The following is a 20,062-nucleotide window of genomic DNA, read 5'->3' as shown; positions in this document are numbered from 1 at the left end:
CTGCCTCCCCCGGCGCCGACACGGGTTCCGGGTATCCAGAATGGCACCGGCCAAGCGGGGTTACCGTGAGGGCGTGACCGGCGGCGTCGTGACGCTGTTCCTGTGTGGCGATGTGATGCTCGGGCGCGGCGTCGATCAGATCCTGGCGCATCCGGGCAGCCCCCGGCTGCGGGAGGACTGGGTCACGGACGCGCGGGACTACGTACGGCTGGCGGAGTCGGCGCACGGGCCGGTCCCGGCGCCCGTGGGTCCCTCCTGGCCGTGGGGCGAGGCGTTGCGGGTGCTGGCCGAGAGCGGCCCGGACGTGCGGGTGGTGAACCTGGAGACGTCCGTCACGCGCTGTGACGCGTTCGCGCCCGACAAGGCGATCCACTACCGGATGCATCCGGCCAACCTGCCGGCGCTGACGGTGGCCCGGCCCGATGTCTGTGTGCTGGCCAACAATCATGTGCTGGACTTCGGCCGGCCGGGTCTGGCGGAGACGCTCCGCTCACTGGCCGGTGCGGGTCTGCGGACGGCGGGGGCGGGGCACGATCCCGACGAGGCCTACGCGCCCGCCGCGGTGCCCGTCCCGGGCGGCGGCCGAGTGCTCGTGTTCGCGCTGGGGGCGCGCTCCAGCGGGATCCCGCCCGACTGGGCGGCGAGCCGGGCCGTGGCCGGGGTCGCCTATCTGCCCGAGCTGTCGGCGGCGACGGCCGCCGCGGTGGTCCGGCATGTCCGGCGGGCCAGGCGCGCGGGCGACCTCGTGGTCGTGTCGGTGCACTGGGGCTCCAATTGGGGATACCGGGTGCCCCGCGACCAGACCCGGTTCGCGCGTGCCCTGGTCGACGGCGGTGTCGACCTGGTCCACGGGCACTCCTCCCACCATCCGCGCCCCGTGGAGATCTACCGCGACCGCCTCGTCCTGCACGGCTGCGGCGACTTCATCGACGACTACGAAGGCATCTCCGGCCACGCGGAGTACCGCGACGATCTGCGGATCGCCTGGCTCGTGCGGCTCGCCGCGGACACGGGCCGGCTGGCCGGGCTGACCATGGTGCCCCTGCGCGCACACCGCATGCGCCTGGAGGAGGCTCCCCCCGCGGACCGCGCCTGGCTGCGCGCGACGCTGGACCTGATCAGCCCCGGCGTCCGGGTCGCCGAGGCTCCCGACGGCACGCTCACGGTGGTGCACCCGGCCCTCCATCAGCGGCGGGCGGCGGGCTCGTGAGCCGTTCGACCGGGCCGTTGGTACAGTCGGCGAAGATCGATCCTGGACGAGGAGGCCGGGCGTCATGGCCGTCGACGAGCTCGACACCCGCATTCTGCGGCTGCTTATCGAACAGCCGCGCACCAGCGTGCGGGAGTACGCCAGGATCCTCGGCGTCGCGCGCGGCACCCTCCAGGCCCGGCTGGACCGCCTGGAGCGGGACGGAGTGATCACCGGGAGCGGGCCGTCGCTCTCCCCCGCCGCGCTCGGGCATCCGGTGCTCGCGTTCGTGCACATCGAGGTCACCCAGGGCCATCTCGACGACGTGGGCGACGCGCTGGCCGCCGTACCCGAGATCGTCGAGGCCTTCTCGATCACCGGCGGCGGTGATCTGCTGACACGGGTGGTGGCGCGGGACAACGCCCATCTGGAGGACGTGATCCAGAAGCTGATCAGCCTCCCCGGAGTGGTCCGCACCCGGACCGAGGTCGCCCTGCGCGAACGCGTGCCGCACCGGCTGCTGCCGCTGGTGGAGTCGATCGGCCGCGCGGCCCGGAAGTAGCTTTCTCAACTTTTGATCCTGTCCGGCCCGTTGACGGTCTCCCGTCCCCCTTCTAACGTCTGGTCGACCATCCGCACATTGTTCGCAATCTCGAACATTGCGAACACACCCCCCTGTGGATCAGAGGAGCAGCACATGGCACGTCCCCTCAGCAGACGGACCCTCCTCCAGAGCGCGATCCTCGCCGCCGCCGTCCCGGGCGCCGGCGCGGCGGTGGCTCCCGCTGCCTCGGCGGCCACGCTTCCGCCGCCGGCCTCCTGGGCGCTGCGGCCCTTCGCACTCAAGGACGTGGCCCTCGGCACCGGGATCTTCGCCACCAAGCGGAAGCTGATGCTCGATCACGCCCGCGGCTACGACGTCAACCGGCTGCTCCAGGTCTTCCGGGCCAACGCCGGGCTCTCCACCCTGGGCGCGGTCGCGCCGGGCGGCTGGGAGGGGCTCGACGGGGAGGCCAACGGCAATCTGCGCGGGCACTACACCGGGCACTTCCTGACCATGCTGGCGCAGGCGTACGCGAGCACCGGCGAGCAGGTGTTCGCGGACCGGATCGCGACCATGGTCGGCGCGCTGACCGATGTCCGCACGGCCCTGCGCACGGACCCGAAGATGCTCGCCGTCACCGGGAAGTGGGGCGGCGCGCTGGAGCTGGTGCGCGGCTCCTCCCAGTACGTCGACCTGCCCGCCACCGTCCTGAACGGCGCCTCCGCGATCACCCTGTCGGTGTGGGTCAAGCCCACCCACGACGCCAACTGGCAGCGGGTCTTCGACTTCGGCAACAACACCACCCGGTACATGTACCTGGCGAGCCGCAACGCGAGCGGTGTGCCCCGGTTCGCCATCACGACCGGCGGGGCGGGCGGCGAGCAGGGCCTCAACGGCACGGCCGCGCTGCCGCTGAACCAGTGGAGCCACCTCGCGGTGACCCTCTCGGGCACCACCGGCACCCTGTACGTCAACGGCACGGCCGTCGCCACGAACACGGCGATGACCCTCACCCCGGCGACGCTCGGCACACTCACCAACAACTGGCTGGGCCGCTCGAACTACTCCGGCGACCCCCTGTACGCCGGCTGCTACGACGAGTTCAACGTGTGGTCGCGGGTGCTCACCCAGGCCGAGATCACCTCGCTGCAGACCAACGAGGCCAAGCTCTCCTCGCCGGGACTCGGCACCCTCGCGTCGTACTGGTTCCAGGCCACGAGCGGCGGCACCTTCTCGGACGGCTCCGGCCGGGGGCAGACCGCCACCCTGAAGCGCACCTGGGGCGGACCCAGCCACCCCGGGTTCCTCGCGGCGTACCCGGAGACCCAGTTCATCCTGCTGGAGTCGATGACCGGCAGCGACTACACCAAGGTCTGGGCGCCGTACTACACCGCGCACAAGATCCTGCGCGGTCTGCTGGACGCCTACATCGCCACCGACGACACCCGTGCCCTCGACCTCGCGTCCGGCATGGGCGACTGGATGTACTCCCGGCTGTCGGTGCTGTCCGAGGCGACGCTCCAGCGGATGTGGGGGCTGTTCTCCAGCGGGGAGTTCGGCGGCATCGTCGAGGCGATCGTCGATCTGTACGCGTTCACCGGGAAGGCCGAACACCTCGCGCTGGCCAAGCTGTTCGACCTCGACTCGCTGATCGACGCGTGCGCCGCGAACACCGACACGCTCGACGGGCTGCACGCCAACCAGCACATCCCGATCTTCACCGGACTGCTCAGGCTGTACGACGCGACCGGCGAGACGCGCTACCTGACCGCCGCGAAGAACTTCTGGGGCATGGTCGTACCGCACCGCATGTACGGCATCGGCGGGACCAGCACCGGGGAGTTCTGGAAGGCGCGGGACAGCGTCGCGGGCACGATCAGCGCCACGAACGCGGAGACCTGCTGTGCGTACAACCTGCTGAAGCTGAGCCGGACCCTGTTCTTCCACGAGCAGACCCCGGCCTACATGGACTACTACGAGCGGGCGTTGTACAACCAGGTCCTCGGCTCCAAGCAGGACACCGCCGACGCGGAGAAGCCGCTCGTCACGTACTTCATCGGGCTCACCCCCGGCCATGTCCGCGACTACACCCCCAAGCAGGGCACCACCTGCTGCGAGGGCACCGGCATGGAGAGCGCCACCAAGTACCAGGACTCGGTGTACTTCAAGGCCGCCGACGGCAGCGCGCTCTACGTCAACCTCTACAGTCCGTCCACGCTGACCTGGGCCGAGAAGGGCGTCACGGTCACCCAGACCACGGCCTACCCTGCCGAGCAGGGCACGACGCTCACCTTCGGCGGGAGCAGCGCCGCCTTCGGGCTCAAGCTGCGGGTGCCGTCCTGGGCGACCGCGGGCTTCCAGGTGACGGTCAACGGCACCGCGGTGAGCGGCACTCCGGTCGCCGGGAGCTACTTCACCGTGTCCCGCACCTGGAAGTCCGGCGACGTCGTACGCGTCACGGTCCCGTTCCGGCTGCGCGTCGAGAAGGCCCTGGACGACCCGTCGTTGCAGACCCTGTTCCACGGCCCGGTCAACCTGGTCGCCCGCAACTCCTCGACGAGCTACCTGCCGTTCGGGCTGTACGCGAACGCGGCCCTCTCCGGCGATCTGCTGCCCACGCTGACCCCGGTGAGCGGCAAGTCCCTCCACTACATGCTGAACGGCACCGAGTTCGCCCCGTTCTTCGAGGGGACGGAGGACCCGACGCACGCCTACTTCCGGCGGTCGGAGCCGAAGGTCGTCTTCGGGACGGTCGACTCCGGGGTCGCCAACCCCGCGAAGTCCGACGGCACCACCCTGCTCGACGAGGTGTGGGCGGCGGCGCCGTTCGCCTCCAAGGCGGCGCTGGTCGCCCGGGTGCGGACGGTGGTGGACACGTGGGTGGCCGCCGGGCTGCTGGCGTCGGCGGACGGGACGAAGGTGGTGAACACCGCCGACGCGGCGAGTTACGTGGCCTGAGCCGCAGGCCGTTGTGGCCCCTAGGACCGGCGGCGGGGCTTGCCGCCGCCGGTTCCGCGCCGGCCGCCGCCCTTCGCACCGGCGCCACCCCTGGCCGAACCGCCGCCCTTCGCCGAGCCGCCGCCCTTCGTGCCGCCGCTGCGGCCCCGGGCGCCGCCGCCGCTTCCGGCGCTCTTGCGGGGCGCACCCCCGGACTGCGTCGTGCGGGGCTCGCCCTGCTTCGCCGTCGTCTGCCGGTCCCGGCCCCGGGTGCTGTTGACGGTACGGCCCCGCACGATGCCGATGAGGTCCTCGACCAGGTCGGTGGTCGCCTCCTCCGGCCAGGACAGGGCGACCGCCGACTGCGGGGCGTCCAGCAGCGTGCGGTAGGTGAGGTCACGGCGGTGGTGGAGGCGGGCCAGGGACTGGGGCACGATCAGGACGCCGATGTTCGCCGCGACGAGTTCGATCGCGTCCGCCGTGGTCTGCGGGCGCTCGAAGGCGGGCTCACCGGGCAGCTCCTCCCAGCCGAGGACGTCGTCGAGGGGGTGGATGACCACCTCGTCGGCGAGATCGTCCAGGGTGATCTCCTCGGCGGCGGTGATCACATGGTCCTTGGGGACCACGACGACCGTCGTCTCGGTGTAGAGGGGGATCGCGCTGAACACCGTGCGGTCGACGGGGAGACGGACGAAGGCCGCGTCGGCGGCGCCGTCGCGCAGGACGTCGGAGGCCTCCGCCGGGGACACCTGAAGAAGGGTGAGAGGGGTGTCGGGCAGGCGCTCCTCCCAGATCCGCACCCACTTGGCGGGCGTCACTCCGGGGACGTACGCGAGCCGGAACGAAGGGGAATCCGCCTGGTCGGTCATCCCGCCAGGTTACCGGCTGTGGTCGGAGGTCTCCGCGGCGGCCGATACCCTGGACCGTATGAAGTCGCAGCAGACCGCCCAGACGATGAAGCCCGCCACCGCGGCGAAGAAACTGGGTGTGTACCTCCCCGCCACGCCCGCCGAGTTCCAGGAGGGCGTCGTCTCGCGCGCCGAGCTGAACGAACTCCAGGCGAACCCGCCCGAATGGCTGCGGACGCTGCGCGAGAACGGCCCGCATCCCCGTCCGGTGGTCGCGGCCAAGCTGGGCGTGTCCATCGCGGGCCTGGCCCGCGGCGGGGTGACCGAGGCGCTCACCACCGAGCAGATCGACGCGCTCAAGGACGCGAGGCCGGAGTGGCTGGAGAAGGAGCGCGGCACCCAGGCCGAGGTCCGCAAGGAGGCCGCCCGCCTCAAGAAGCGCGACGCCGAGCGCGACGCCGCCGAGGACTGACCGACGCGCGTTTCCGCAGCTCAGCGCGGTGCGCCGCGCGCGGTGAACCCCGGGAGTCGCCGGGGAGCGGTCGGTTTGACTACGATCTGGGCAGGTTCACCGAAGTGGGTGTTTCGAGGTTGCTGGGGGTTGGGATGGTTGCTGGTCGTGTGGTGCGCTTCGACAGCCAGCGGGGCTACGGGTTCATCGCGCCCGATGACGGCGGGGAGGATGTCTTCCTGCACGTCAACGACATGTTGATGCCCGAGTCGCAGGTGCGGCGTGGCATCGTCGTCGAGTTCGAGATCGAGGACGGTGAGCGCGGCCCGAAGGCGTCCGGGGTCCGGCTCGCGCGGGGCGCGGACGGCAAGCCGCTCGCGGCCGACGACGACGTGCTGTGCGATGTGCTCAGCACCGAGGAGTTCGTCCGGGACGTCACCGAGGCCCTGCTGAGCGCGGCGCCCTCGCTCACCGGGGAGCAGATCGTCCAGGTGCGCGGCGGGCTGGCGCAGTTCGCGAAGAACCACGGCTGGGTCGAGGGCTGATCCACCAGCCGCGGCGGTGCGCGCGGGGGCCTCGGCGTCCCCCTGTGCACCGCCGCGCCTGAACGTTACTGTGCGTGGATGACAGCGAGCCTCCATGTGCTGACCGCCGGCTATGTCGGGCCGCGGACCGCGAGCACGGTCAGTCTCGTCCGTGACGGGGACACCGTCGTCGTGGTGGATCCGGGCATGGTCGCGGACCGCGCGCTGATCCTGGACCCGCTGGCCGCCCGGGGCGTCACCCCCGACCAGGTCACCGATGTGGTGTTCAGCCACCACCACCCCGATCACACCCTCAACGCCGCACTGTTCCCCGCGGCCCGGTTCCACGACCACTGGGCGATCTACCGGGACGATGTGTGGACCGACCGTCCCGCCGACGGTTTCGCCCTGTCCCCCTCGGTCCGGCTGGCGGCCACCCCCGGGCACACCCCCGAGGACATCAGCACCCTCGTCGACACCGACGGGGGTCTCGTCGTCCTCACCCATCTGTGGTGGAACGCGGAGGGCCCGCCCGAGGACCCCTACGCCACCGATCCGCAGGCGCTGCACGCCTCGCGCGCCCGGATCCTCGCCCTCGGCCCCGCACTGATCGTTCCCGGCCACGGCAGCGCCTTCGCACCGACCCCGCAGACCCCTTCCTGACCGGAGCCGTGAAGGGAAATCCCCAGGTCAACACCTGTTCCCCCGTCAGATCTGGTTCTGTCGGGACCCGTTGTCAGTGGCTTGTTCTACAGTTCCCGTCACTTGATCGATGCGGGTGCGGGAGGCACGTATGGGGTGGGTGTCGGCCGGCGACTACGAAGTCGCCCTCGACGACGGCAAGGTGGTGTGCCGCAACGCGGCGGGGCGGGTGCTGAAGTCGGTGCCGCCGAAGATCGCCGACGATCCGGCGGTGGTGGGACTGCGCCAGCTCGTCGAATGGCTGGAGCGGCACGAACGGCAGTGCCTGACCGAGGTGGAGCGGTGGATGGTGCGCTCGCTGCCGGTGCCGTTCGCGGTCGTCGCCCGGGTGTGGCCCGACCCCGCCTGGCAGGCCGCCCTGCGTGACCTGGTGGTCACCGGCGCCGACGGGGAGGTGGCCGGTTTCCTGCGGGACGCCGACCCCGAGCGCGGCCTCGGTCTGGTCGACCTCGACGGCGACACCGTGCGCATCACCCCCGACCTGGTCCGTCTGCCGCACCCGGTCCTCCTCGACGATCTGGAGGACCTGCGGGAGTTCGCCGTCGAGCTCGGTGTGGAGCAGCGCGCCCAGCAGCTCTTCCGCGAGGTGTGGCACCGGCCGGCGACGCTGGACGCCGAGGACACCTCGGTCGAGGAGTACGCGGGCGGCGCGTTCAAGGAGCAGCGGTTCCTGCACGGCCGGGTGACCCAGCTCGGCTACCGGGTGCGCGGCGGCAACGCCGTCCACTCCGTCCTGGAGGACGGGAGCACGGTCGAGGCGCGGGTGTGGGTGGGCGACTACGAGAGCTACGAGGAGTCCGAGACCGGCCCCCTGACGTTCACCGATCCCGCGGGCCGGGTGCTGAAGCTCGGCCGGGTGGGACCGGTGGCCTGGTCCGAGGGCATGCGCATGGCGGCCGCGCTGTACGCGGGACGCGACATCGAGGACGAGGAGCGGGCGGCATGACGACCTACGACGAGAGCACCGCGGGCACGCTGCTCGACGCGGGCGCGGTCCTGCCCCCGGGCAGCACGGGCCGCGAGGACGCCGACACGCTCACCGTCCGCACGTACACCCATCCCGTGCTGGACGACCGGCGGATCGTGCGGCTCGTGCCGGGCACCCTCGGCGAGGCCGAGGACCTCGCCCTGGACTTCCTCGGTCTGGTGCGGGACGCGGAGGTCCCCGAGGTGGGCCAGGTGCGCCGGGTGACCCTGGGCTTCCCCGCCTGGGCGCTGGTCAACGACCCGGCGAACGGCCACCACGCGCTGGCGCTGGTCAGGGACGTCGAGCGGCTCGCACGGCAGGCCAAGTCCCGGCCCGGCACGGCCAAGGAGGGCTTCGAGGAGCTCGGCACCCGGCTCGGCCGGGCCGTGCCGCACTTCCTGCCGACGTTCTACGAGCAGGCGGCGCGGGTCTTCCTGCAGCACGAGAACACGACGTACGCCGCCGCCTTCTTCGGCAAGGCGCGCGAGGCCGAGCGGGTGCACGCGCTGACGGTGGACGAGGAGCGGCAGCGTGCCGTGTTCCTGGAGTTCGCCTTCGCGGGCGCGCTCACCGTCAAGGCGCTCAAGGAGCATGTGAAGGCGCTCGCCGCGCGGCTCAGCCCGGCCGACGCGTGGGCGCAGTTCCGGCAGCTGACCGTGGAGCGCTGCGCGGCCGGCATGCCGCCGTACGCGTCGCTGCCGCAGGACGCGCGCGGGCTGATCAAGGCGGCGGGGCTCGACCGGGTCGACGAGGAGTGCGGGCTGGTCGGCGACCTGCTCGCCTCGCCCGCGGCCGTCCGGGCCCCGGCCTCCTTCTGGAACTCCTATCGGGCGACGCTGGTCGTGCTCGCCGAGCGGCAGCCGCAGGTGCGCCGCAGGCTGCTGGAGATCATGCCGGCCGGGCTCGGCCGGTCCGTCGAGGACGACGAGTTCTGGCTGGCGCTGCTCGCGGAGTGCGGGGCGGATCTGCTGCTGACCGGCGAGGCCGGTCAGCAGGAGGCCGCGTCGGCCGAGGTCGACGCGGCGGACTGGCTGACCCGCTGGGCGCTGCACCGCAAGCACGGCGCCAACATCTGCGACCGTTCCGCGGCCACCCTCGCGCTCGTGGCGAGGATGGCCCCCCGGCTGCGGGCCCAGGGCCGCCCCGTCGACATCGTCACGGGACGCTGGCACGCCGGCGCCGACCTCGATCTGCTCGATCTCTGCCTGGCCGAGGGGATCGCGCTGACGCCGCCCCCGGGGGACGAGGTCGTGTACCTCGGTCTGCAGCGCTGGCTGAGCGAGGACCGGGCGGGCCAGCGCGATCTGACGGCGACGGCGGCCGACACGCGCTTCCGGCGCCTGCTGTACACCGAGATCGGCACACAGAGCGGCAACCGCCCGGAGGCCGCGCTCCTCAAGGGCATCGCCGGCCACCCGGTGCTCAGCGAGGTCCTCGGCGAGTGGCTGCGGGACGCGGCCGGAGAGCTGACCGCCGCCGTGGGCCTGCCCGCCGCGCGCGCCGCGCTGGAGCGGATGCAGCCCTTCCGCCGCGTGGCCGCCGAGGTGGCCCCGGACGCCGTGGCGCGGGTGGCCGCGCACGAGGCCGCGCCGCTGCTCGGGCACACCCTGCGCGCCGGTCTCCTGGACGAGCTGGGCTGGCCCGCGCTCGACGAGGCGCTGCGCCGGATCGACTCCGAGACCAAGCCCCGGCGCGACCAGGACAAGACGGTGACGGTCCAGGAGGCCTGGCCCGCGCTGATCGTCCACCGGGGCCACAAGGTGTTCGTCGTCGGCCCCGAGGAGATCCTGCTGGAGCACGATCTGCGGCTGCCCGTGGACCTCGGCCAGTGGAACCGTCCGTCGTTCCGCTACACGGACGGCGAGCTGCTGGTGATGTGGCGGGAGGACGGCAAGCAGTTCGGCTACTGGTCCGCCCGGGCGGCCGAGGTGTTCCCGCTCGGCGGCGAGCAGATCCCCTACTACTGGTACGGCTCGGGCAACGCGGGCGCGGCCTCGATCCCGCTGCCCGGCGGGGGCCGTGCCACCGGCGGGCGCACCCTGCACGCCGGCGACACCGTGCTGCCGCCGGGCCGCCGCATCCTGGGCGACGGCACCTCGTACTGGCGTCAGGGGCGGCAGGGCCGGCAGCAGGTGTGGCTGGAGTACGACCCGGCCACCGGCACGCACGGGCGTGCCTCGCTGCCCGGCTTCGTGCAGGGCGGTGTCCGGGAGGACGCCGCACTGCTGCAGCAGGACTGCGAGGTGCTGCCGCTGCAGCCCGGTCTCGAGCACAGCCCGTTCGGCACCGACGGCACGGTCCTCGGCCGCTGGGTGCGTACCGAGGGCGAGGGCGCCGAGGCGCGTACGGTCGTCGGGACCCCGGACGGCCGGACCGTCGCCGTGCCGCGGACCGGCGGGGCGTCGGGCGTTCCGCTCGGCGCGCTGCGGCTGCCGGGCGGCGCCGAGCCCGTCGTCGTCCGCAAGCACCAGCACCTCGCGCTGTACGCGGCCGACGACACCTCCGCCGCCGGTGAGCTGGGGCGGGTGACGCCGATGGAGCGCGGCAGCGAGTTCGCCGCCGGTACCCGGTTCGTGCCGCCGGTCGAGTTCTGGCACGCGCTGCGGCCGCGCGACGAGCGGGCCTCCGCGGTGCTGCGCGCGTTGACCGACGCACGCGTGGCCGAGGTGATGCGCGCCGGCGCCGAGGCGCTGGCGGAGCGGCAGGCGAGGATCGCGGCGGCCGCGGCCGTCGACGGAACCGCCGACGCCAAGGCCGTCGTCCCGGGCGCCGACGAGGTGGTGCGCGAGGCGGTCCGCGCCGCCCTGCCCGAGCTGGGCGACGAGCGGCTGGTCACCGGTGTGGCGGCGCTCGTGCGCGAGGCGCTGCGCTTCGACGAGTCGACCGCGGTGTACGTGGCGCCTCCGGCCGAACGGGCGAAGCAGGATCCCCGCCGCACGGAGGGCATGTTCGCGGACTACAGCCCCGAGTACGGCGACGACACCACCCTGAAGGAGGCGGTGACCGGCCTGGCGGGACTGCACGGCTGGTGGGGCGCCAACCCGCGCTGGAGCACGCTGCGGCAGATCCGCGCCGTCAGCCATGTGCTGTCCGGCCGGCCCGCCGACGGCAAGCCGCTGCCGAAGGCCCTGCGGACCACCGGGGCCGCGGACGGCTGGAGCAGTGACGAGTTCACCGTCCCCGGCGACGGCGCGCAGTGGCTGTTCGTCCTGGACGAACTGCGCCCCCTGGCCTACCGGGCGACGACCCCGGCGACGACCGAGACGCACCGGGCGGCGCTGCTCCTGCTGTTCGAGGCCATCGTGGAGGGGCCGCTGGCCGCCCCGGGGAAGCCGCTGCGGCAGGTCGTGCTGAGCGAGCCGCACGACAAGCAGCAGCGCGTCGGCCAGGTGCTGCGCCGGGGGGACCGCACGGTCGTCGTCATCGGCTCCCGTAACGTCGACGAGCACAACCGGATGCACTGGCTGGCCCTGGACCACGGCCCCGCCGACGATCGCGGTGCGATCGCCCACTTCACCCTGGAACGGGAGCACGCGCATCCGGTGGTGTATCCCGCCGAGGCGCTCGCCGCCGTCACCCGGCTCGTCCGGGACAAGGGCCCGGCGCCCTGGCAGCCGGAGGCGCTGTCCGCGCTGGCCACCGCGAGCGGGGGCGGGCTGGGGCCCGTGCAGGCGGCGCTGCTGCTCGCGGGCCGGCCCGCGCAGCTCACCGACGAGGTGATCGCGACGACCGGGCTGAAGCCTCGTCAGAAGGAGCTCGGCGACACCCTGCTGGACTCGCTGGAGCCGGGCAACTGGAAGCCGATGGTCGGCGCCCTGCTGCCCGAGAACCCCGCCGACCTGTGGACGGCCGGACCGGACACGGACGCGGTGGGCGGGATCTGGAAGCGGTTCCTGGGCGACGTCGTCCGGCTGCCGGAGGACCTGGCCGCCGAGCTCTCCCTCGCGTCCCTGCCGCTCGGCTCCGTCCACGCCGTCCTCAACCCGGGGCGCACCCCGTGGATCAGCCGCACCACCGTGCAGCGGCCCGGCAAGGACGGCGACCTGGTCGCGGAGGACCCGCGGGCACTGCCCGGCCGGTACGACCTTACGCAGGCCGTGCACGCCCTGGCCGGCCTCGCCTACACCCTGCCGTACGGGCACCCGCTGCGGGCCGTGCTGCCGGGGAGCCTCGCGGCGCTGCGCCGCCGGGTCGCCGATCCGGGGCTGCTGCTCGACCTGGACCTGGCCTGGACGTCGGACGCCGAGTCGACCGCCGTGGCGCTGCGCAAGGCGTACGGGATGCCCGCCACCGGCGGCGCCGGCCCGGACGGGCTGACGCGCGCCGGCGAGGCGCTCGTGCTGCGCCCCTGGTACGGGGAGCAGGAGACCGTGCTGGTCCGGCCCGGTGCGCTCACCGGCGCCGACGACCCGGTGTTCGGGCTCCTCGAGGGAATCGTCGGATTCGGGCGGGCCCAGGGCATGGGGGCGCTGCGGACGCTCCTCGACGACGACCTCGCCCGCGCCCTCGCGGTCGGCGCCGATCCCGAGGGGCCGGCCGGGCATGCGCAGGACCCGGCGTTCAGCGTGCCCGCCCTGGTCGCCGAGGCCGCCGAACGGCACGGCCTCGGTACGGACGCCGCGGCGCTCTATCTGATGCTGCTCGCCCTGCCCGACCCGACGGACCGCAACTGCGCCCGCTGGACCGGCTGGAAGCCCGCCCGGACGAAGAAGGCGCGCGCCGAGCTCGCGGCGACCGACCTGGTCGTGGAGGCCAAGCGGTCGCGCGCCGGGCGCACCCTGTTCCTGCCGTGCGGCTGGCTGGACCTGAAGTCCAGGGGCGCGGTGCCGGTGGAGATCTGGAAGCGGGACCTCTATCCGCTCACCGGCTACGGGCGTGCCGTCCCGCTGCTGCCGGTGCCCGAGCTGTACGAGCGTGCCTGGGACCGTGTGCGCACGGGTGACGCCCCGGCGTACGAGGAGCTCACCACCCGCGCCACCCGCAAGGGCCGCCGCCGATGACCACCGTCCCCCCGCCCCCGCAGGGGGCGACGACGACTCCCCGCCCGTCCCGTCCGGAAGAACGCACCGCGATGACCACCACCCTGTCCCCCGACACCGCCCGCCAGATCGTGCCGCCCGAGGAGCGGTACGCCACCGAACTGGCCTTCCTCGCCGCGTACGACGACGGCCCCCGCCCGCCGGCCTGGCGGCTCACCCCGCGCGCGGTCGTCACCTTCGTCATGGGCAGCGACGCCCGGGCCCTGAAGCTGCCCGACGAGGTCGCGGCGCCCGAGGGGGTGCCGCGCCGGCTGGTCGTGGAGAGCAAGTTCGTCGGCGACCGGGCCCTGGTCGAGCGGTGTGTCGTCACGCTCGCCGGGGAGCGGGGTCTGCTGCTCGTCGGCGAGCCCGGCACCGCCAAGTCCATGCTGTCCGAGCTGCTGTCGGCCGCCGTGTGCGGTACCAGCGGACTGGTCGTGCAGGGCACCGCGGGCACCACCGAGGACCAGCTCAAGTACGGCTGGAACTACGCCCTGTTGCTGGCGCAGGGGCCCAGCCCGCAGGCGCTGGTGCCCTCTCCGGTGCTGACCGCCATGCGCCGGGGCGGCCTCGCCCGGGTCGAGGAGGTCACCCGGTGTCTGCCGGAGGTGCAGGACTCGCTGGTGTCGCTGCTGTCGGAGCGGCGGATCGCGGTGCCCGAACTGGCGGGCACCGAGGACGCGTTGGCGCACGCCGCGCCCGGCTTCAATCTGATCGCCACCGCCAACCTGAGGGACAAGGGCGTCTCCGAGATGTCCGCGGCCCTCAAGCGCCGCTTCAACTTCGAGACCGTCGGACCGATCCCCGACCTCGACGCCGAGACCGCGCTGGTGCGCAGCCAGGCGCGAGCCTCCGTGGAGCGGGCCGGGGCGCCCTTCCAGGTCGACGACGCGGTGCTGGAGGCCCTGGTCACCGCCTTCCGGGACCTGCGGGAGGGCCGGTCGGCGGAGGGCTGGGAGGTGGAGCGGCCGTCCACGGTGATGAGCACGGCGGAGGCGGTGTCCGTCGCGGGCGCGCTGGGGCTGGCCGCGGCCTACTTCCCGGGGGACCGTGATGTCCTCGGCCTGCTGCCGGGGCATCTGCTCGGCGTGGTCCGCAAGGACGACCCGGCCGACGCGGCCCGGCTGCGCGGCTACTGGGACGGTCCCGTACGGCGCCGCGCCGAGCAGGGCTCCGCCACCTGGCGGACCCTGTGGGACCTGCGCACGGTCCTGGAGGGCTGACGGCCGTGTCGCTCTCCCACGGGGCCGTCCCCGACATCGAGGCCGAGGGGGGCGAGCCCGGCTCGCCCGAGCGGGCCGGCACCGCCGCCGAGCGGGCCGACACCGCCGCCGACCGGGCCGACACCGCCGCCGAGCAGGCCAGCACCACCCCCGAGCAGGCCAGCACCACCCCCGACCGGGCCAGCACCACCCCCGAGCAGGCCAGCACCACCCCCGAGCAGGCCAGCACCGCCCCCGAGCAGGCCAGCACCGCCCCCGAGCAGGCCAGCACCGCCCCCGGCCGGGTCGGCCCCTCCCCCGACCGGGCGCTCGCCGCCCTCACCGGCCCGGCCGCGCCGTTCCTCATCGGCGTACGGCACCACGCGCCGTCCCTCGCCGCGGCCGTGCCCGCGCTGCTCGACGCGGCGAAGCCGGACGTGGTGCTCGTCGAGCTGCCGGACGAGATGCAGCAGTGGCTGCCCTGGCTCGGACACGAGGAGACGCGGGCCCCGGTCGCGCTCGCCGCCGCACCCGGGGACGGGCGGGGCGCGTCCGGACCGGCCTTCTATCCGTTCGCCGACTTCTCGCCCGAGCTGGCGGCCGTGCGGTGGGCGGCCCGGCGCGGCGTACCGGTGGTCGCCTGCGATCTGCCGCTCGCGCACCGGGCGTGGGGCGAGGAGCGCGGGGGCGCGGGGCCCGGCGAGTCCCTCGGGTTCACCTCCGCGCTGCGCTCCCGGCTCACGGGGCGTCCCGGGGACGATCTGTGGGACCGGCTCGTCGAGGCCACGGCGCCGGGGTCGCCGCCGGAGGCGCTGCGCCGGGCGGCCCTGCTGACGGGGTGGGCGCTGCGCGAGGACGCGGCCGCCGCGGGCGGGGTGCCGGAGCTGGATCTGCGGCGGGAGCGGTGGATGCGGGCCCGGATCGCCGAGGCCACCGCGGACGGGCGCCGGGCCGCCGTGGTCGTCGGCGCCTTCCACGCGCCCGCGCTGACCGGGACACGGGACGGGGAGGGGGAAGAGACGGAGGTCTCCCCCGCCGACAGCGGCTCCTGGACCACCTCCCTCATCCCGTACACCTACGCCCTGCTGGACGAGCGCTCCGGCTATCCGGCCGGGATCCGGGACCCGGAGTGGCAGGACATGGTGCTGCGGGCGGCCGGGGAACCCGCCGCGCTGGAGGAGGCGTTGACGCGGGCCGCCGTGCGGGTGTGCGCGGAGCTGCGGGGGCTCGGGCATCCGTCCGGGCCCGCCGACGCCCGGGAGATCACCCGGCTCGCCTCGGACCTGGCCCGGCTGCGCGGACTTCCGGCGGCGGGGCGGGGCGAGCTGGTCGAGGCGGTGCAGACGGTGCTCGCGCAGGGGGAGCCGTACGGGCGGGGCCGGTCCGTGGCGCGGGCGATGGAGCGGGTGCTGGTCGGTACCCGCACCGGGCGTCCGGCACCCGGCGCTCCGCGCAGCGGTCTCGCCCCGGCGGTGGAGGCCGAGGCCGCGGACCTGGGCCTGCCCGGACCGGACAGCGGTACGGGTACGGCGGCCAGGGACCTGCGTCTGGACCCGCTGCGGTCCGACCTCGACCGGCGCCGTGAGCTGCTGCTGCGCCGGCTGACGGTGTGCGGGGTGCCGTACGGGGAGGCGAGGGAGGTCGCCGGGGCGGGCGGTGCCGAGGCGCTGACCTCGCGCTGGGAGGTGCGCTGGACGCCGGCCACCGCGGCCATGCTGACCGCGGCCGGGGTGCGCGGGGTGACCGCCGCCCAAGCGGCCGAGGGTGTCCTGCGGGAGCGGCGGCGCGCGGAGCGGGACGAGGGCGGGCCGACGGGCGCTCAGGTGCTGGAGGGGCTGGCGCGGGCGGCGGAGTGCGGTCTGCCGGCGCTGGCGGACGAACGGCTCGACGATCTCGCCGAGACCCTGCCGCAGACCGGCACACTGCCCGAACTCCTCGCCGGTCTGGCCTTGTTGGACCGGGTCCGCTCCGGCCATGTCGCCGGCCTCGGCGTCGACGAGGCCCGTACGGCGCGGGCGGCCGCCGTGGCCGAGCTGCTGACGTCGGCGGCGGTGCGGCAGGTGGACGGTCTGACCGGTTCCGAGGAGGCGGCCGACGCGCACGCCCTGCTCGAACTCGCCCATCGCGCGGACCTGCTGGGCGGGATCCGGCTCACCGACGCCCTCGCCCGGCTGGCCGCCGAGGGCTCGCCGCTGATGCGCGGCGCCGCCGGGGCCGTACGGGTACTGCTCGGGCAGGAGGACGCGCGGGCGTTCGGCGACCGGGTGGCCTCGTGGGTCGACGGTGCCGTGGACCCTGAGACGCGCTCGGCGCTGGCCGCCCGGCTGACGGGGCTGCTGACGGCGGCGGGGCCGTTGCTGGAGGCGGCGGCCGAGACCCTGGAGCCGCTGCTGGGCCGGGTGGCGGAGCTGTCCGACCGTGCGTTCCTGGACCGGCTTCCGGCCCTGCGGGGCGGCTTCGACACCCTGAGCCCGGCGGCCCGGGACCGGCTCCTGTCCGCCGTGGAGGAGCGCCTCGGCACCGACCGGGTGGCCGACACGGGCGGGGTGGACCCGGCCGCGCTGGCCGCCTGGACCCGGGCCGACCTCGCGGCGCACGCCGCCCTGCGCTCCCTCGGGCTGCTGCCCGCGCCCGGGCACGGTACCGAGGAGGACGTCACCGGCGAGGCACCGGTCGCCCGGGCCGAGGACGAGGAGCGGCGGCTCACCCCCACCGACCGCTGGCGGCTCGTGCTGGGCCGGCGCAAGGAGCGGCTGTCCGCTTCCGCCGCGCCGCTCGCGACCGCGCTCGACGAGCTCTACGGCAGCGGACGCGGTGAGGGCAGCCGGGGCGATCTCACGGGTGCGGGGGCCGGGGGCGGCCGGGAGGTGCCGTATCCCGGCGTGCGGGAGTGGTCGGAGGAGCTGGCGGCGCTGTTCGGGCCGGGCATCCGGGAGGAGGTGCTGGCGGCTGCCGCGGCGGAGGGCCGCAAGGACGTGCTGACGGAACTGGACGCGGACAGCGTGCGGCCCTCGGTCGATCTGCTGCGCACGGTGCTGAGCCATGCCGGCGGGCTGCCCGAGGCCCGGCTGGCCGCGCTGCGTCCGCTCGTGCGGCGGCTGGTCGACGCGCTCACCCGCGAGCTGGCCACCCGGCTGCGTCCGGCCCTGCACGGCACGGTCCTGCCCCGGCCCAGCCGACGGCCGGGCGGCGGCCTGGACCTGCCCCGCACGCTGCGGGCCAACCTGGCGACCGCCCGGCGCGGCCCGGACGGCACGGTCCGGGTCATCCCCGAGCACCCGGTGTTCCGTACCCGGGCGCGCCGGGCCGCCGACTGGCGGCTGATCCTGGTCACGGACGTGTCGGGGTCCATGGAGGCCTCCACGGTGTGGGCCGCGCTCACGGCGTCGGTGCTGGCCGGGGTGCCGACCCTGTCCACGCACTTCCTGGCCTTCTCCACGGAGGTCATGGATCTCACCGGGCATGTCGAGGACCCGCTGTCGCTGCTGCTGGAGGTGAGCGTCGGCGGCGGCACGCACATCGCGGCGGGGCTGCGGCACGCGCGCGAGCTGGTGACCGTGCCCTCGCGCACCCTCGTCGTGGTCGTCAGCGACTTCGAGGAGGGCTATCCGCTCGGCGGGCTGCTCGCCGAGGTCCGCGCCCTGGTCGGCGCCGGCTGTCATGTGCTGGGCTGCGCGAGCCTCGACGACACCGGCCGACCGCGCTACTCCACGGGGGTCGCGGGTCAGCTCGTCTCGGCGGGCATGCCCGTGGCCGCCCTCAGTCCGCTCGAACTCGCCCGCTGGGTAGGGGAGAAGATCGCATGAGCACGAGTCCGCAGCTGCCTGCGGTCGCCCCGTCCGTGACCGCCGAACTCGTCGAGGCGCTGTCGCCCCGGCTGCGCAAGCGGCTGGACGCGGGCGTCGCCAAGCTGGCCGGGCGGCCCATCGTCCGCGACGGCGACACCGTACGCATCGCGATCGACGACGACACCGACCTCGAACTGCACGCTCCCGGCTCCGTGGTGACCAGCGCGGACGGCATCCGCTGCGGTTGTCTGCTCGCCCCGGACTGTCTGCACCGCGCGGCGGCGGCCTCGGCGGCGCCGGTGGCGGAGGAGCCGCTTACGGCAGTGCCCGAGGACGGCCCGGCACAGACCTCGGAGAGCCCGGCAGCACCCACAGCGGCGACCGAAAAGGCCGCACGGCCGCTGTCGCAACCGGGGCCGGAGCCCGAGCCCGAAACCCCCTCCCCCGCCCAACTCGCCGCCGCCCGCGCCGTCTTCGAGGCGGCGGCCGCCGTGCTCGAAGCGGGTACGGACGGGGCCGGGGCCGTGCTCCAGGCGGAGTTGCTGCGGGCCGCGCACACCGCGCGGCTCGCCGGGCTGCCCCGGGCCGCCTCGGCGGCGGTCACCGTGGTGACCGGGGTGCGCACGGCCCGCTCCGGGGACCCGGCCTACCGGCTGCCCGACCTGGTGGAGGCGCTGCGTACGGCTCTGGGCGTGGCGCACCGGCTGCCGCGGGCGGCGGGCGCCGAGCTGGCGGAGCTGCGCGGGACGGTACGGCAGCCGTACACACCGGACGGTTCGCTGCGGCTGTACGGGCTGTTCTCCGAGCCCGTGCTGACGGCGACGGGGTACGCGGGCGCGGTCACCTGGACGGCGGACGCGGAGGGCCGTCTCCACACGGTCTCGGACGTGGCCCCGGGCGGCGCGGGCCGGGCCACCGGCGCCGCCGACCGGACCGTGCGCATCGGCGACACGGCCCTGACGCATCGCGAGTTGTCGCGGGCGGGGCTGGCCGTGTCGGGCGCGACCGTGTCGCCGACGGGGCGCCTGGGCGCCGGGGCGGGGGTACGGGCGGTGCGCGCCTCCGGTGCGGAGTGGCGCGGGGAGCCGCTGGACCGGCTGTGGGCGGTGCCGGTCGCCGAGCAGGTGGCCCGGGCGCTCGGCGACGGCCCCCACGACCTGCTCTTCCTGGAGGTCACCCTGGTCGGGACGGTCCGGGAGGCGACGGGTGACTGTCTGCTGGCCGACTGCGACGGGCTGGCGCTGCGGCTGGCCGCGGCCCACGACGATCCGGCGCTCCCCCACCGGGAGAACCTCCGTCTGCTGGCGGCGGCGCGCGGCAGCCGGCTGCGCGTGATCGCCCGGCTGGCGCCGGGTCCGCTGCCCCGTGCCCTGCTGCTGGCCGCCGAACACCCCTCCCAGCCGGGCGTCCGGGTCGACCTCGGCCTGGACCGGCTCCAGCGTGCCGATCTGCCCGCGGCGGCCGCGCCGCCCGCCGCCGCGCTCGTGCCGGACGAGGCCCCGCTGCACCTGCTGCGCCGCCGGGTGCACCAGGCCGTGTCCGGGGGCCGCCGGGTGCTGGCCTTCCCGGGCGGCGCGGCGGGCGATCCGGCACGGTTGCGCCGTACCGGCTTCGGCACCGGGGCGGCCGTGCTCGACGAACTGCACGCCACGGCGGCGGACCGGTCCCGTGACCCGTTCGGCCGGCTCCTCCCGGCCGACACTCCCCGCTTCGCCCGGGCCTGGCTGGCGGCGGCCTGCTACACGGGCGAGGTGGAGCGCGGGTTGTGTGCGACGGCGTGGGGGGCGAGGGCGTAGGTGAGAAGTCCCGGCCGATCCGCCTCTTTAGGTCAGGATCTGACCTCTATGGCTCCTAACGTGGTACTCGACCGCGGAACCACACGGGAGAAGAGG

12 protein-coding genes are annotated in these 20,062 nt (G+C 74.7%); 11 read left to right on the top strand and 1 reads right to left on the bottom strand.

The features are described from left to right. Positions 1–73: 73 nt before the first annotated feature. The 3 genes from ABZ464_RS30645 to ABZ464_RS30635 all read left to right on the top strand — a co-directional run bounded on the left by ABZ464_RS30645 (position 74) and on the right by ABZ464_RS30635 (position 4,691). A complete protein-coding gene (locus ABZ464_RS30645; RefSeq protein WP_359282004.1) occupies positions 74–1,210 on the top strand; it encodes a CapA family protein in 1,137 nt (378 codons plus the stop codon). A gap of 64 nt (positions 1,211–1,274) precedes the next feature. Next, positions 1,275–1,751, top strand: coding sequence for an Lrp/AsnC family transcriptional regulator (locus tag ABZ464_RS30640; protein ID WP_359282001.1), 477 nt, complete (start codon positions 1,275–1,277; stop codon positions 1,749–1,751). 135 nt (positions 1,752–1,886) lie between these two features. Then, the gene (locus tag ABZ464_RS30635; protein ID WP_359282000.1) at positions 1,887–4,691 is read left to right on the top strand and encodes a beta-L-arabinofuranosidase domain-containing protein; all 2,805 of its coding nucleotides are present in this window, start codon (positions 1,887–1,889) and stop codon (positions 4,689–4,691) included. 20 nt (positions 4,692–4,711) lie between these two features. Here the strand turns inward: ABZ464_RS30635 and ABZ464_RS30630 are convergent, their stop codons facing one another. Continuing rightward, positions 4,712–5,539, bottom strand: coding sequence for a LysR family substrate-binding domain-containing protein (locus tag ABZ464_RS30630; protein ID WP_359281998.1), 828 nt, complete (start codon positions 5,537–5,539; stop codon positions 4,712–4,714). Positions 5,540–5,597: 58 nt separating this feature from the next. Between ABZ464_RS30630 and ABZ464_RS30625 the strand changes: the two genes are divergently transcribed. The 8 genes from ABZ464_RS30625 to ABZ464_RS30590 all read left to right on the top strand — a co-directional run bounded on the left by ABZ464_RS30625 (position 5,598) and on the right by ABZ464_RS30590 (position 19,966). After that, the gene (locus ABZ464_RS30625) at positions 5,598–5,990 is read left to right on the top strand and encodes a DUF5997 family protein (RefSeq protein ID WP_359281995.1); all 393 of its coding nucleotides are present in this window, start codon (positions 5,598–5,600) and stop codon (positions 5,988–5,990) included. Between the two features lie 134 nt (positions 5,991–6,124). Then, positions 6,125–6,514 carry a cold shock domain-containing protein gene (locus ABZ464_RS30620; RefSeq protein ID WP_358997105.1) on the top strand — a complete coding sequence of 130 codons (390 nt, stop codon included), beginning with the start codon at positions 6,125–6,127 and terminating at the stop codon, positions 6,512–6,514. A 78-nt stretch (positions 6,515–6,592) separates the two neighbouring features. Next, positions 6,593–7,156 carry an MBL fold metallo-hydrolase gene (locus tag ABZ464_RS30615; RefSeq protein WP_359281993.1) on the top strand — a complete coding sequence of 188 codons (564 nt, stop codon included), beginning with the start codon at positions 6,593–6,595 and terminating at the stop codon, positions 7,154–7,156. Between the two features lie 130 nt (positions 7,157–7,286). Beyond that, entirely contained in the window at positions 7,287–8,141 is an 855-nt protein-coding gene (locus ABZ464_RS30610; RefSeq protein WP_359281991.1) for a DUF4132 domain-containing protein, read from the top strand. Beyond that, entirely contained in the window at positions 8,138–13,162 is a 5,025-nt protein-coding gene (locus ABZ464_RS30605) for a hypothetical protein (protein ID WP_359281988.1), read from the top strand. The genes ABZ464_RS30610 and ABZ464_RS30605 overlap by 4 nt, the downstream gene beginning before the upstream one ends. A gap of 71 nt (positions 13,163–13,233) precedes the next feature. Then, on the top strand, positions 13,234–14,403 hold the full coding sequence (locus tag ABZ464_RS30600; RefSeq protein WP_359282077.1) for an AAA family ATPase: 1,170 nt from the start codon (positions 13,234–13,236) through the stop codon (positions 14,401–14,403). Between the two features lie 344 nt (positions 14,404–14,747). Beyond that, positions 14,748–18,188: a DUF5682 family protein gene (locus ABZ464_RS30595; RefSeq protein ID WP_359282075.1), complete on the top strand. Its 3,441-nt coding sequence runs from the start codon at positions 14,748–14,750 to the stop codon at positions 18,186–18,188. Continuing rightward, entirely contained in the window at positions 18,185–19,966 is a 1,782-nt protein-coding gene (locus tag ABZ464_RS30590; RefSeq protein ID WP_359281986.1) for a hypothetical protein, read from the top strand. Before ABZ464_RS30595 ends, ABZ464_RS30590 begins: the two co-directional genes overlap by 4 nt. Positions 19,967–20,062 lie beyond the last annotated feature (96 nt).

The organism is Streptomyces sp. NPDC005820, assembly GCF_040630255.1.
GTDB lineage: Bacteria > Actinomycetota > Actinomycetes > Streptomycetales > Streptomycetaceae > Streptomyces.
Note: the sequence above shows the minus strand (reverse complement) of the source record. Positions and strands in the feature narration are given on the sequence as shown.